15 protein-coding genes are annotated in these 14,895 nt (G+C 37.9%); 3 read left to right on the forward strand and 12 right to left on the reverse strand.

All coding sequences use genetic code 11. The features are described from left to right. Positions 1 to 153 precede the first annotated feature (153 nt). From TS1_RS11055 to TS1_RS11090, 8 genes are all read right to left on the reverse strand, one after another. Positions 154 to 759, reverse strand: a complete 606-nt coding sequence (locus tag TS1_RS11055; RefSeq protein ID WP_068710564.1) for a recombinase family protein — start codon at positions 757 to 759, stop codon at positions 154 to 156. A 174-nt stretch (positions 760 to 933) separates the two neighbouring features. Next, a complete protein-coding gene (locus tag TS1_RS12620) occupies positions 934 to 1,116 on the reverse strand; it encodes a hypothetical protein (RefSeq protein WP_002405058.1) in 183 nt (60 codons plus the stop codon). Positions 1,117 to 1,128: 12 nt separating this feature from the next. Continuing rightward, positions 1,129 to 1,974 (reverse strand): prolipoprotein diacylglyceryl transferase, encoded by an 846-nt coding sequence (gene lgt / locus TS1_RS11065; RefSeq protein ID WP_068710565.1) that lies wholly within the window; start codon positions 1,972 to 1,974, stop codon positions 1,129 to 1,131. Positions 1,975 to 2,059: 85 nt separating this feature from the next. Then, entirely contained in the window at positions 2,060 to 2,620 is a 561-nt protein-coding gene (locus tag TS1_RS11070) for a Dps family protein (protein WP_068710566.1), read from the reverse strand. A gap of 99 nt (positions 2,621 to 2,719) precedes the next feature. Further along, positions 2,720 to 2,953, reverse strand: a complete 234-nt coding sequence (locus tag TS1_RS11075; protein ID WP_068710567.1) for a heavy-metal-associated domain-containing protein — start codon at positions 2,951 to 2,953, stop codon at positions 2,720 to 2,722. A 305-nt stretch (positions 2,954 to 3,258) separates the two neighbouring features. Then, on the reverse strand, positions 3,259 to 3,492 hold the full coding sequence (locus TS1_RS11080; RefSeq protein WP_068710568.1) for a heavy-metal-associated domain-containing protein: 234 nt from the start codon (positions 3,490 to 3,492) through the stop codon (positions 3,259 to 3,261). 147 nt (positions 3,493 to 3,639) lie between these two features. Beyond that, positions 3,640 to 3,951: a hypothetical protein gene (locus tag TS1_RS11085; protein ID WP_068710569.1), complete on the reverse strand. Its 312-nt coding sequence runs from the start codon at positions 3,949 to 3,951 to the stop codon at positions 3,640 to 3,642. Positions 3,952 to 3,977: 26 nt separating this feature from the next. Next, positions 3,978 to 5,882: a heavy metal translocating P-type ATPase gene (locus TS1_RS11090; RefSeq protein WP_068710570.1), complete on the reverse strand. Its 1,905-nt coding sequence runs from the start codon at positions 5,880 to 5,882 to the stop codon at positions 3,978 to 3,980. A gap of 148 nt (positions 5,883 to 6,030) precedes the next feature. Here TS1_RS11090 and TS1_RS11095 point away from each other — a divergent pair, with 148 nt between their 5' ends. Next, positions 6,031 to 7,350, forward strand: coding sequence for an IS1380 family transposase (locus tag TS1_RS11095; protein WP_068710571.1), 1,320 nt, complete (start codon positions 6,031 to 6,033; stop codon positions 7,348 to 7,350). A 1,021-nt stretch (positions 7,351 to 8,371) separates the two neighbouring features. On the opposite strand, the gene TS1_RS11100 is transcribed toward TS1_RS11095, so the two are convergent. After that, positions 8,372 to 10,321: a heavy metal translocating P-type ATPase gene (locus tag TS1_RS11100; protein WP_068710572.1), complete on the reverse strand. Its 1,950-nt coding sequence runs from the start codon at positions 10,319 to 10,321 to the stop codon at positions 8,372 to 8,374. A 298-nt stretch (positions 10,322 to 10,619) separates the two neighbouring features. On the opposite strand from TS1_RS11100, the gene TS1_RS11105 reads away from it, so the two are divergent. Continuing rightward, positions 10,620 to 10,934: an ArsR/SmtB family transcription factor gene (locus TS1_RS11105; RefSeq protein WP_002320191.1), complete on the forward strand. Its 315-nt coding sequence runs from the start codon at positions 10,620 to 10,622 to the stop codon at positions 10,932 to 10,934. A 41-nt stretch (positions 10,935 to 10,975) separates the two neighbouring features. Then, complete coding sequence (locus TS1_RS11110; RefSeq protein ID WP_068710573.1) at positions 10,976 to 11,884, forward strand: cation diffusion facilitator family transporter; 909 nt, start codon at positions 10,976 to 10,978, stop codon at positions 11,882 to 11,884. A gap of 191 nt (positions 11,885 to 12,075) precedes the next feature. On the opposite strand, the gene TS1_RS11115 is transcribed toward TS1_RS11110, so the two are convergent. The 3 genes from TS1_RS11115 to TS1_RS12675 form a co-directional block, all read right to left on the reverse strand. After that, on the reverse strand, positions 12,076 to 14,190 hold the full coding sequence (locus TS1_RS11115) for a type IA DNA topoisomerase (RefSeq protein ID WP_083498305.1): 2,115 nt from the start codon (positions 14,188 to 14,190) through the stop codon (positions 12,076 to 12,078). Positions 14,191 to 14,206: 16 nt separating this feature from the next. After that, entirely contained in the window at positions 14,207 to 14,572 is a 366-nt protein-coding gene (locus TS1_RS11120; RefSeq protein WP_068710574.1) for a hypothetical protein, read from the reverse strand. Between the two features lie 23 nt (positions 14,573 to 14,595). Further along, positions 14,596 to 14,895: hypothetical protein (locus TS1_RS12675; RefSeq protein WP_217994591.1), on the reverse strand; the 300-nt coding region annotated here is incomplete at its 5' end.

Raw genomic sequence — 14,895 nt, forward strand, 5'->3', positions numbered from 1 at the left:
AAATTTTGGTCTTGTAAAATTTTTAGATCATACTCAGAAAAAGATAAATCATCCATAAAGATTGCCTCCTTAGTATTCCTTACACGATTAGCTTATTTATATTTATGATTTGACGATTAAAGGACAAGCACTCTTCTCTAAATGACATATTCTCTAGAGACAGAGCTCTTTCTTAATTCTATATACAGTATCTCGAGTAACCCCGGTGTCATCTGCAATCTTTTTAATGGGTTCTTCAAGCTGTAATTTATTTACAATTACCTGATAAGTCATTCGGTCTTTAGGATTCTTTGCGTCTGCGCAATATTTTAAAGGACGTCCTTTATAATATCCTTTTTTCTTTGCGATTTCGATTCCTTGTTGCTGCTTTCGTTTGATTTCTTCTCGTTCATTCTCAGCTGTCCAAGAAAGCAACTGGACAATCATGTTACGAATCAGTTTTTGTAAACTTGGGTCTCCTAGTTCTTGATTTAAGATAGGTAAATTTAAAACCATTAACCCAATTTCTTTTTGATCGAGTTGTTGAACAATTTGAATAATGTTGTCATAGTTTCGCCCTAAACGATCCAATGACTCTACAATCAATATATCTTTTTCTCGTAAAAATTGGAGAGCATTTGTTAGTTCTATTCGATCAGTCGTATTTTTACCAGACATCTTTTCTTGAAATATTTTTTCTACCCCAGCTTTTTCTAATGCATCTAGCTGTCGTTCCAGGTTTTGATCAGTAGTGGACACACGTGCATAACCTACCTTCATTTTACCCCTCATTTCGATTTATTTAATCGACACTTATAATCTACAATATAAACGTAGAAAAATCAATCTATTTTGAATGTCGATTATGGGTACACTCATAATCGACAAAAAAGCTGAATCAAAAAGTAGTAAACTTTTTCTGATTCAGCTTTTGCATTTAACCTAAAAAGAGCTTTATTCATTGACTCTTCTTTTTTCATGATCTCCTGTGGAGTGATTTTGAGGTTTCGTTAGTGTGTATTGATCTGAAATCTCTTCAGGAGAGGGCACATCCAATTCTTCCAGAATCTCTTGCAATGCTCCTTCCATTTCCACTTTGTCGGTCTCTCTGTTAATTAACTGCCATCTGTCTAGCATATCTTCACCTCCTTACTTTGCTGCTTTGGACAGTTTGGGATCATCCTTATAATAGGGTACTGGCGGGTAGGTATAGTACCTGCGATACATCCAAACACCCATTGCTGCTACGAACAAAACGAGGGACAAGCCTTGTGAAACTCGTAAGAAATCGCCTATCCATAAGCTGTCTGTCCGCATGCCTTCAATAAAAAACCTTCCTGCTGAATACCAAATGACATAGCTGAGCGCCACTTCTCCTTGGCGAAGGAATTGATTCTTGTTCCGCAAAAGGAGCAACAAGGCGAAACCAACTAAACTCCATAAAGACTCATAAAGAAAAGTGGGATGGTAATAGGTTCCGTTGATGTTCATTTGGTTAATGATGAATTCCGGTAAGTACAAGTTTTCTAAAAATTGTCGGGTGACTGGACCGCCATGTGCCTCTTGATTGATGAAATTTCCCCAGCGACCAATCGATTGAGCTAGGAGGACACTAGGTGCAAGTATGTCTAGTAAAAGAGTTAGCGTCATTTTCTTTCTTCTTGCAAACCAGTATACTGCGAGACCACCCGCAATTAGCCCCCCATAAATGGCAATTCCACCATTCCAGATTGCGATGATTTCACTCGGATTCTGTATATAGTAGTCCCATTTGAATAAAACGTAATAAAGTCGGGCACCGATAAAGCCAATTGGTATGGCCCATAATGCCATATCTACCATGGTATCTTCTTCAAGTCCCAGTTTTTGAGCTTCCTTTGTAGCTAATGAAATGCCGATCAGCATCGCTAGAGCAATAATAATTCCGTACCAATTAATAACAACTGGACCCCATTCTATAGCGTGTGGGTTGATTGCTCCAATCAGTAAGTTCATTCCATCTCCTCCATCCGAACAGAATCTTAATGAACATAGTTAAGGCTGGAATTTTCACTCCAGCCTTAACACACATTATCTACTTTTAGTCTTCGTCGTCTTCATCATAGGCGTCGTCATCTTCCAATGCTTCTTTGCCTAAGAAGGCTTGCAACATCCAGATACTTTCATCTAAATGATCTTTGAAAGCAATCAATGTATCTTCTAACGCATCATTGCCTTCTTCTTGAGCCAAACGTATGGCGCGGACTGTAAATTCACGGGTGCTTCTGAAATCCTCTACAACATTTTCAGTCATTTCTTCTGCTTTTAAATATTTATCAGCCGGGTCTTCTGAAAGCATGGAGTATTTTTCGAATTCGGCGGTTGTGGAAGCTGGTTTGTGTCCTGAAGCTAACAGACGTTCCGCGATTGTGTCAAACCACTCTTCGTTTGCATTATACAATTCTTCCAGTTTTTCGTGTAACGAGAAGAAATGAGGACCTTTCACATACCAATGATACTGGTGCAATTTTACGTGCAGGGTATGAATATTTCCTAAAATGTGATCCGCAATGGCTGCTGCATTGATTTTTGTATGGTGTACGTGCTCTTTATGATCTTGCTCTTCTTGCAGTTTTTCTTGTGGTGTTTTATCTTGTACCATGTTTCTATTCCTCCTAATATTTTTCCTAATATTTTTAATTATTTGTTACCAATTTTAATAAACAGACTGTTGGAAGTAGTTTTCATTTTCAAACGTGACTCATGCTGCACTTACTTTTGATTTGATAATTGGATAGCCTAAGTCTTCAATCGCTTTTTCGATCTCTTCAATTGCTATTTTATCTTCCTCAAAGTTGGTTTTTACCTTACTCGAGTTGAACAAGACTTTCACACTGTTTTTGTCGATTCCATCCAGTCCTTTTACGGCACTTTCAATTTTTTGTAAGCAGGAAGGACAAGATAGGGTTTCTAGTTTAATGGTTGCTTTAGACATAGTTTATTTCTCCTTTTTAAAATTAGTTTTATGTTGTTATTCCCTTTGTTTATCTTACATTTAAAGTATACGGTACATTTGAATCGTTGAACTTGATGACCATCAAGTTTAGAGAATCTATTTGCTTTTTTTATAAAAAACTAAATTAAATTTGGTATGCTTCCTCTGCTTCAGCTAAAAGCTTGTATACCGTAGCGTGTGGCATGCACGCATTTTTAGGAACGGTATAATTATGGGTTACTTCGCGTAGCTGGTTGAACTCCGTATCCAAGACTGATTTATTTGAGCCAGCTTCTTATGTTTGGTTAAGCTGCTTTCACTTTTGATTTGATGACTGGATAACCCAAATCTTCAATCACTTTTTCAACGTCTTCAATTGCCAACGTCTTTTCGTCAAAATCAATTCTGATTTTGTTTACGTTGAATACCCCTCTCACGCTGTTCTGATCAATACCAATGAGTCCTTTAACAGCACTCTCGATTTTTTTCAAGCAGGATGGGCAGGACAAGGTTTCTAGTGTAATTACTGCTTTAGACATACTCCATCTCCTTTAACGAATTGTTCTATAAGATTTTGTTCTCGGTATTTAAAGTACCAAGGGTATTCCCTTACTAATAATTGTTAGAAATCAACTAATTCAACTTCTTTTGCAGTTCAATAAAAAGGCAACAAGGTTTTGTTAGTTTTAGCTATGCTCGCCATGAGCACCTACTAAAACAGTCAATTTCTCAACTACGGTATTTAAACTCTCTGGATCTAAGTCGGACGCATCAAACGTTTTTCCATGCCCTGAAATCAACCTATTCAATTTTGGCTGCAAAGCTCCCACAGACTCATCTCCTTCAGGAATGGTACACTTGTGGGCTTTCAATAGCTTGTCTGCTTTTACATGGAGGGAATGAAGGGTCTGTTTATCCAAATGGCTGTCATCAAACTTAATTCCATGGTCTTCGAGTAAAAAGTCTAATTTTTCGTGTATTTCAGTATACTCGTCCATCTTACATTCTCCTTTCTCATTCATTCTTATTTCGCTGTTTCGATTTCTTCTACACCCGTTTTCACATTATATCTGTCGCCTCTTAAGCGATACTTCAACAATCTCATGGCGTTGAAGATAACCACCAGGATACTGGCTTCATGAACCAACATTCCAATTGACATGCTCATCCATTCGCTAAATAAGAGACTGGCCAACAAGACCAACACGACACCGATTGCAATAAGGATATTTTGTTTCATATTGCTCGCAGTTGACTTAGTCAGCCCTAGTGCATGCGGCAAACGGCTGAAATCCGAGTTCATCAAGACAACGTCAGACGTTTCTATCGCTACATCTGTTCCGCTGCCCATCGCGATTCCGATATCCGCCAAAGCCAATGACGGGCTGTCATTCACGCCATCCCCTACAAAAGCGACGATCTGGCCTTCTTTTTGTAATTTTTCAATGTGTGCCGACTTATCTTCCGGCAGCATGTGTCCATGTGCTTCTGTAAGTCCAAGTTCACTGGCAACCAAGTCAACCGTTCCTTGGTTATCACCTGAAAGAACAACGAGGTTTTTCACACCAAGATCTTTCAAATTTTGCAAATCTTGTTTTACACCTGGACGGACTTGGTCGCGGATACCCATCAGAACTTTTAATTCACCATCGACCGCCGTCAGAACCAGGGAGTTGCCGTTTTTCTCGAACCTTTGGACGTCTTTTTGTGCTTTTTTGTTTAAAGTAACTTGTTCTTTTTCCATTAAAGCGACGTTTCCGACGGCGACTCTATGACCATTTACTTGTGCGACAATTCCGCCACCTTTGACAACGTCTGTCTCTTCTACTGGTGTCATATTTACAGTACCAATATTTGCCAATACGGCTTTTGCCAAGGGGTGATCAGATTCCTGTTCCACACTGGCTAAATAGCTGAGTGCTTCTTCACTATTGTCTCCATACACTTCTTTTTCCGCCACTTCAGGATTCCCGACTGTCAGTGTACCTGTTTTGTCAAATATAATGGTGTCCACGTTACTGAAGTCATTGATGACTTCACTCCCTTTCAAGAGAATACCGTTACGTGCACCATTTCCGATACCGGCAACGTTTGAAACAGGCACACCGATAACCAATGCGCCCGGGCATCCTAATACCAGAATCGTAATCGCCAATTCAATGTTTTGGGTAATTGCCCAAACAATAAATGCCAGGACCAAAATAGTTGGGGTATACCACTTAGAGAAACGGTCAATAAAGCGCTCCGCTTCTGATTTGGAATCTTGTGCTTCTTCCACAAGCTCAATGATTTTACCGAACGTGGTGTCTTCTCCGACTTTGTCTGCCCGAATCTGAATGGTGCCATTTTCCAATATCGTACCGGCAAAGACTTCTCCGCCTTCTGTTTTTGTGACAGGAACGGATTCTCCTGTGATACTGGCTTCGTTGATATACCCTTCACCTGTTAAAACGGTTCCGTCTACTGGTACTTTCCCACCAGTTTTGACAAGCAGAACATCTCCTTCATCTACATCATCTACATCCACTTCTTCAAATTCTCCGTCTTCTGTTTGGACCAAGGCACTTTCTGGTGCCATGTCGGTTAATTCTTTGATTGCCGAACGTGTTTGGTTCAATGTACGCTGTTCCAAATAATGTCCAAATAAGAATAAGAAGGTGACAACGGCGGATTCTTCAAAGTTTTGAATCAATAATGCTCCGATAACGGCAATCGTGACTAAGACATCAATACTCACAACTTTCACTTTTAACGCTTGATACGCTTGAATGGCGATTGGAGCGACCCCAAAGATCGAGGCGATAATCAACGACCACTCAGCAAGAAATGCATTTTCTAAAGCGAAGTGACTGAAAAATCCGACTGCAATTAGAATCCCACTGATTAATGTAATTTGATTTTTCTTACTTAATATATATTGTTCCTGAATAATTCATACTTTGACTTCAAACCGTCTGAAACTGCCTAACGGCAGTCTTCATTTACTTTTTCATTTTCACCTGTTAAGTGATGCAAAAAGAACCCCATTCTGATATGGTAAAGGTGTCGAAACCAACCATAAGAAAGGAGTTCTTCTCATGACTAGCTTACACAAAAACCAGGTAAAATTCAATTCAAATTTGACTATTTCACATACAGGTGGTCGCTTATCGAGTGATTCGGGTTTGGTCTTAGTTAAAGAGGTGATGAATACCTTCGACTTTTCACACGTAGCTAAACAGTGGCTCCATATTAAAGACAAACGTGTTTACTTCACACATGATAACTTAGCGATATTAGAACAACTCATTATGCAGTTAATTGCTGGGTACTCGGCAGACTCATCAGCTAATCTATTAAGACAGGATCCAGTCTTTCAAGCTGTACTCGGTAAAAAAGAGTTGGCCTCACAATCGTCAATCTCACGGTTTTTAGATCGTTTCACTGAGGAGAACATGGATCAACTCCAAGCATTAAATCAGTCGCTGATTGATAAAGCGCGTTTGATTCGCAATGACACCGAGTTAATCATTGATGTCGATTCCACTCATTCAGATACCTTTGGCCATCAAGAACAAACAGATTATAATGCACATTATCAAACCTACGGCTACCACCCATTAGTTGCCTTTGACGGACTGACTGGAGATTTCTTAAAAGCTGAACTGCGTTCAGGTAATCAGTACACATCTAAAGGGGTGAAAGCCTTTATCAACCCATTGTTACACCACTACAATGAATCCATACCGAATACTGACATATTGGTTCGTGGAGACAGCGGCTTCGCAACACCAGTGGTGTATGAGTCTTGTGAAGAAAATGAAAGTCAGTATGTGATCCGATTAAAGAACAATCGGAGGTTAAGTCAATTAGCTGAGCAATCCGTACTTTACGGGGATAACCAAAAATGGGAAGATCGGGAAGTTCAGTATTTTTCAATGCCTTATCAAGCACAATCATGGTCGAAACCCCGTCGAGTCTGTATACGTTCCGTTCGTGAAGCAGGAGAATTGCTCTTTCACCACGCATTCATTGTGACTAATCTATCCGATAATGTCTCACCTGAAGTCATATTCTCTCTTTACGGCAAACGGGGTGCAATGGAGAATTTCATCAAAGAAGCGAAATCAGGCTTTTATTTTGACAAAACAGATAGCCCACTCTTCCTGGAAAATCACGTTAGAATGATGATCAGTGTCCTGGCTTACAACCTCGTCAATTTTTTAAAGACCATTGGATTTGAACAAGTGAATCGGGGGATGACGATTCATTCTATACGATTGACATTGCTCAAAGTTGCCGGCAAACTCGTTAAAACAGGCAGACAAGTCTATCTCAAACTGTCGAGTTATCATGTGTATCAAACCGAATTTTATAAGGTTTTCGAACGCCTACGGCGATCCAGACAATGTATTTAGAGGAGTTATCGCATAAAGTTTTAACTGATTATTTCAAGGGATCAGTCTGCCCTTAAATAGACAAAGGATTTTTAATAGGTCCTTCTTCCCTAAGAATCCTGTTCGAAAACACAATATTTTAGAAGAAAGTATCTTCCTAATATAAAAATAGGCAATTTATTCAAGAAAACAGCTTTAAATTAGAGCTATGAATTATTCAGGATTGTTGCATATTTTTTCCCTCCAAGTATTTTTGTTATTTTTAGTATAAGGTACAGTCAATGATTTAAACTTGATTATCATCAAGTTTGCTTTTTTATTTTTTACTTTGCTCAACTGGGTTCAATTGGGTCACATACTGAACAGGGTGGCCGACAACTGTATATAGTCGGGATTGTACTTTACACGTACTTCCCCAACCTTTGCTAATACTTGTGTAAAATAGATACCTATTTGTTCTTCAAGGGCATATTAGATTTTCCGAGTGCAAGATATGAAGTCAAATGGTTTGATGTTTAGCATCACATTTATAGCAAGATTCATTTCTTGTCGTTGTGTTCTATATGTATCATATAGTTAATTCACGAAAGAGAAATTGATGGGAATCAAGTTTAATCATCTATCAATAATTTCCTAATCTTGGATTAATACCTGAGAGATAAAACTTTTGCGATCGCTTCATTGTTTATTCCTTGCCTGAGGAGACGAAATGATTTAAGAATTCCTTATTTTTTAGTTACTTATTGGAAGCAGTAACTTTCGTTCATTAAAAAAAGCTGAGCAATTCGCTCAACTTTTCTACGTAATCCTTTTTTGTTTTTTCCAGTGGAGTGTATCATAAACGGATGGTAAAGATCCTTAGATAAAGAGAGTGCTTTTGAGACAAAAAAGGGCCACTTTTTTATGAAAAAAGCGGTCAGAAATTATACTGGCATAAACGATTGTTTTTGATACTAACTGATTTATAAAAATATGCCTCTAAAGTTTCCAAAACTTCAGAGGCATATGAAAACGAGAATTAGTTAATATTTGAAACAGGTTATTAATTTTTGATAGGCTTAGAATTAGACCTTAACAATCGAAGCCCATTCAGAATAACAACCAATGTACTTCCTTCATGAATAATGACACTGATTGCAATATCCGTTAAACCTAAGAAACTAACGACAATTAAAAAGGCAACAACGGCCATTGAAAAAATAATATTCTGCCAAATGACACGGTTCATTTTCGAAGAAATATTATGGGATTGTACCAATTTAGATAAATTGTTTTGCATTAAAACTAAATCAGATACCTCTACTGCCACATCAGTCCCATCTCCCATAGCGATTCCCACATCTGCATTAACAAGAGCGGGAGCATCATTGACACCGTCTCCAACCATGGCGGTCACACCGTATTTTTCTTTTTGTTCGTCTATAATTCTGGATTTGTCTTCCGGCATGACATTCGCAATCACTTCATCTATTCCTAATTGTTTAGCAACCGCTTTTCCCGTCATTTCTGAGTCACCAGTAATTAAAGTAGTGTGTACGCCTTGTTCTCTGAAATAATCAATGGTTGCTTTTGCATGTTCACTTGGAACGTCCATGAGGGCAATAAGGCCTATAACTTCTTCATCGACTGCTACGTATACGACCGTCTTACCTTCTGACGCCCATTCGTTATTTAAACGGATATATTCATCTGAAACATCCTCAAACGATGTCGGTTTTCCTATACGATAATTTTTTCCTTTATAATTTCCTGTCAATCCTTTACCAATCTGGTTTTCTACATCAATAGTTAGTTTGTTTTTTTGCTCAAACTTTCTTAGAATAGCATCTGCTAAGGGGTGATTGGATTCTTTTTCAAGAGCTACTACGATATCAATCATGTTTTCTTCGTTCACGGAATCAGCAAAATAATAATTGGTTACTTCAGGTTTTCCTTTGGTCAAGGTGCCCGTCTTATCAAATGCAATTGCTTTAATATCGGCTAATTGAGACAGGTAAGAACTACCTTTTGAAAGGACTCCTTTTTTGGCTAAATTAGAAGTCGTCGATAGCGTTGCCGAGACAGTAGCTGCTGCTAAAGCACACGGTGAAGCTGCAACTAAAAGGACCAATCCTCTATAGACACTTTGTGACCATGTCCAATCAAGTAGAAAAGGAGCCAATAACATGAATAGAGGAATGGCAATTAAAACAACTGTGACATATTTCGGTTCAAATTTTTGGATAATACTCGCAGCTTTTGTTTGGTTATCTTGGTTCTGATTCACTAATTGTAAAATTTTTGAAAATACTGTATCTTTGTTTTCTTTGGTGACTTTCATCGTGAAGGTACCTGTTCCATTGATTGTACTCCCGAAGACGCCATCTCCTTTGGCTTTCTCTTTCGGGATACTTTCTCCATTAATAGACGACTCATCAATGGATGTAGATCCAGACAAAATGACGCCATCAATAGGTACTTGATCACCATTCAACACTTGAAGTTGATCTCCCACTTTTAATTCACTGACATCTACATTTTTTGTACTACCATCAGGCAGGATTAACCGGGCAGTCGTTGGATTCATTTCGAGTAATTTCGTTATTTCTCGTTTGCTTCTTCCTTCTGCATAATCTTCCAAAAAATGTGCGCCAGAAAAAATAAGAATCAATAATGTTCCTTCCCAAAAATTCCCCATCAAAGAAGCTCCAATTGCCGCTAATCCCATTAAAATATGAGAATTAGGTATAAACTTTTTTTGTGCTTTTGAATTCTCAATTGTTTCTCCAAGGCCTTCAAGAAGAATAACGTGATACCCGGCACTGATTGTAGCGATTGAGAACAAAACATTTTGTACCAACTGATAATCTTCATTCAAAAATAGAGCAATCACTGCTAATGCTAAACCAACAAAGTACAAAACGACTGGCATTTTCCCATGATCATGGTCGTGATCGTGGTTGTGATTATGATTATGCTTTTCTTGAGACTGTTGTTCTTGGATAGTTTCCATTTCTATTACCTCCCTATATAATTTATAATTCCTTTGTTTTCCATCATTTACTTCCTGAATCACATAAATTTCCGCTATTTCTGACTCCTTTCGTTTATTCCAAAAGTAAATCGTAATGAATCCATTTTACATATGACTAACTATTCATATGTTTGTGTTCTCATTTTATATCGCTATATACGTTTTGTCAAGATAACGAGAACGCAACTTCTCTTTTATAAACAAAAGATTAGCATTGTTTCGCTCATATGGTAATATAGATATGAACGAAAGGTCATATGAAAGGAATAAAAACACTATGGATATAAAAACAACTTCTCCAATCGATAAAGGATCTATTCTGTCAATAAGCAAACTATTTAAAGTGATTAGTGATCCTACACGATTGTCGGTTCTCTTTCTTTTACAGAAAAAAGAGTGTAGTGTTGGAAATATCGCTATTTCTCTGGACATGGAACAGTCCGCTATTTCTCATCAATTAAAAACGTTGAAAGACGCACGCTTAGTGAAATCAAGAAGAGAAGGAAAAAGTATGCTTTACAGTTTAGATGACCTTCATGTTTTTAGTATTCTCGAACAAGTCTTAACTCATGTTAATGAATTAGAAAAATAAAACCAATTAGTATGTAGCATACAAACTTAGGAGGTTTTTAAATGTCAAAATCAGATAAAGACCATGATCACTCGAATCAGAATCAACCGAAAAAGAATATTAAAATTGCTTTCTTCATAAATCTTATTTTCTCTATAAGCGAATTTTTCTTTGGTTTTCTTTTCAATAGTGTGTCCATTATGTCCGACGCAGTTCATGATTTAGGGGACTCTATTTCAATTGGATTCGCTTGGTTTTTTCAAGGTTATTCAGAGAAAAAACAAGATGAACGGTTCACTTTTGGCTATAACCGCTTTTCTTTACTGGGCGCGCTGATAACTGGCGTTGTGCTAATTAGTGGCTCGTTTTTTATGATCTATCGTAGTGTGCCACGTTTGATTGACCCACAACCCGTAAATTATAGTGGCATGTTCTGGCTTTCTCTCGTAGCTATTGCATTGAATGGATATGCTGCTTGGATTTTAAGCAAAGGTACATCCAAAAATGAGGGTATGTTGAACCTCCATATGCTGGAAGACGTATTAGGGTGGATTGGAGTCTTGATTGTGAGTATTCTAATGAACTTTACCGAGGCATATCGTCTGGATCCTATCTTATCGATTTTGATTGCACTCTATATCCTCTACAAAACCGTTCCTGAATTTTTCACCACAATGAAAATTTTATTGAATGGTTCGCCTGAAAATGTAAACGTAAAGAGCTTGGCGAATTCCATTAAAAATGTTCCTGCTGTAAAAGACCTCTCACATTTTCACATTTGGTCACTGGACGGGGAAAAAAACGCCCTTATCGTCACGGTTCTTATAGACCCTTCAGATATAGATAAGGCTAGGGAAATAAAAGAAGAAATTGCAGAAGTCGCACACAAATCAAGCGTAGAGAATCATATCACAATAGAAATGGCTACAAGCAAAGAAGAGCTTGAGAAGGGATACTCCCACAACATGTAAGATAGTCCTATGCTAAAAAATACTTCATTATTTGAAAAGCAAAAAAGGCAGCGACTAATCAAATCGCTGCCTTTTCTTGTTTGACTTGTTTAAGCGTTACTAAGTTTTAGGCTCTTACAACTGGGTGACTGAGGCGGTTTTGGGGGTTTGCCTCTTTTTTCCAAAAGGGGCAAGGTCTGGATCTTGTGTTTTTATTTATCCGGAAACTCAAAAGCTAATTTCATCTCGTCAGTTAGTTTTAATTTTGCCGAGAAATTGCTTCCTTTTTTGCTTTTGAATCCTTTAATCAAACTGGTTTCTTTTTTACTTAATAAATCTTGTACGTTTTTCTTTGTAAGTGCTTTTTGACTCCATCTTTTAGGTAACGTAAATTTGCAACCTTCTGTGTACCCCGAACAACCATAAAATTTCCCTTTGTCTATCACACTTTTTTTGCATTTCGGACAAGTGCCAATCACTTTTTCTTGTTCAATATGACTGGCTACATCTGCAATATTCTCTTTTTTATCTTGGAAGTTTTGCGGTACTTTTTCAATGAGGTGTTGCAGAAATCGCTCGATACTTCCTAAAAAGGCTTCTTGTGTACCTTGTTTGCTTCGTATCTTTTTCAAGTAGCGTTCCCATTGGGCGGTCATGCCTGCATTGGTAATTTCATCATCTGTAATCATGCGACACAACAATTCGCCTTTTTCAGTCACATAAATCTTACTTTTACTGATAGTAATATAGTCCTGCTTCTTCAAGGTTTCAATAATACTGGCTCTGGTGGCTTCGGTTCCGATTCCTTCAGTTTCTTTGAGAATGTCTTTGCTATCCTTATCGTCCATTGTCCGTCCAACATGTTTCATAGCGGTTAGCAATGTACCTTCTGTATAGTAATTGGGTGGTTGGGTTTTCCCTTCCTTTATTTTAAGGGCAAAATCCACCAAATCATGAATGGTTACTTCTGGTAAAAGCTGGTCGTCCTTGTCTTTCTCTTCTTGCTTGTACAGTCGTTTCCATCCACGCTCTTTTTCTGTTTTTCCTTTTGATTGAAAAAGCACTTGGTTGATAGCTGTATCAATCGTGGTTTCGTCATATATATAGGGCTTTCCAAAGATTGCTAGGGTACGATATAACACAAGAAGGTAAATGTTTCTTTCGTCTTTCGTTAGATCGTTGAGCTTCGGTAATGTCTTGGTTGGAATAATCGCATAGTGTTCTTGTACTTTGCTTCCATCTACATACCGTTTATTTTCACTTAGCTGCGGTTCGTCAATCGTTGCTTCTGCTAGTTCGAGGTACCGATTGAGATCACTTTTTAGATAGTCAAACTCTGGTGTACCGATATAATTGGTGTCACTCCTTGGGTAAGAAAGCACCTTTTTTTCATATAGTTTTTGAGCGACAGAAAGAGTTTTGTCTGCACTATACTTAAAGCGTTTGTTCGCTAAAGATTGTAAATCAGATAAGCTAAAGAGTTTTGGGGCATACTGCCTTTTTTCTTCTACTTTGACATTCGTTATCTTGGCATTTTCTGTCTGTTCTAATTGGTTGGTTTGTTTGAAGCCTTCAAGATTTTCTAGTGTATCAAACCGTTCTTTGTATTTCCCCTTGTACGTGCCGTTTGGGTGTTTGAAATTGGCATACAATTCATAAAACGGCTTGCTGACGAAATGTTTAATTTCTTCGTTGCGTTGGTAAATCAAGAATAAAGTCGGAGTTTGGACTCGTCCAACGCTAAACACACCTCTCATGCCGTTTTTCTGCATATAAAGAGTGTAAAGACGGGTTAGATTGATTCCTACCAGCCAATCAGCAATTTGTCTGGTTTCTGCTTCTTTATAGGTAGAATAAAACTCTTGTCCATCTTTTAAGTTTTGAAATCCTTTTTTAATTTCACTTGTTTCAAGGGAATTGATCCAGAGTCGTTTAATTGTTTTTCGATTGTTCTCTGAAAGGTTGATAATCAAACGTGCAATTGCTTCACCTTCTCGGTCGCTATCTGTGGCAATGACTATGGTATCTGCTTCATCTAAGTGCTTTTTTACAATCTTATATTGTTTTACTTTATCTTTTGATACTTTGAATTGGTAATTTTTTGGAAAAATAGGCAAGGTATCTATTTGCCACTTTTTCCACACGGCTTTATATTCGTTCGGTTCGTATAGTTCTACTAAATGACCGAAACCGTACGTGATTATAGCACTTTGATAGCCATTGCCACGTACGATAAAGTACCCATCTTTTCGTTCCGTTTTGTCAAAAGCTTCTGCATAAGCGGAAGCCTGACTTGGTTTTTCAGCTAAAATGACTGTTTTACTCATATCTAACACATTCTTTCTATTCTTGTTCAATAGGGGTCAGCGTTAAATCTCCGTTTTCTTCTCTTGATTCTTCCGTAGTTGCTGTTAAAACAAATTCATCGTTTTGTTTTTCTATGTTGTACTCAATACTTTCGTCACCTTCGGAAGGTTGAAACACAATTTTTGTTTCGTCTTCATCCAGTGAGTATGAATAACCAAAAGGAAAACCCGCAAGGTCAAACGTAACTGTATCTTTCCCAAAATTAGCACTATAAGCATCACCTTTTGTTGACACCACATTCCAATTATTGGCTTGCAAATCTTCATGAACGGAATTACCACTACAAGCAGATAGCGAAAAAATAGTGAAGATAGTAAAGAGAAGAACGACGATTTTTTTCATGTTAAATTACTCCTTTTTGTTTTTTATCTACGGGATACTAAGTGCATAGCGGAACGTGCTACGCCTTGACCAGTTCGGCCGATACCGCTTGAAAACCAAATACTTTTAACTAAACTTGGTCCGCTGATAACCAATGCACCTGTACCGATCAATGCCGGAATTTTTGGCCAAAGGGTCTCTGATTCCATAGTGAGTGCTTCGACAAACAATGCCATTGATAAGGTTAATACAACGATTGTGACGGTGTGGCTTATAATATCTCTCCACCAGTTCTCAATGAAGCTAAAAGTTTCTGACACAACTGAAATAGCAACTAATGGGGA

The organism is Tetragenococcus solitarius NBRC 100494 (assembly GCF_001544195.1).
In the GTDB taxonomy this organism is placed as follows: Bacteria; Bacillota; Bacilli; order Lactobacillales; family Enterococcaceae; genus Tetragenococcus; species Tetragenococcus solitarius.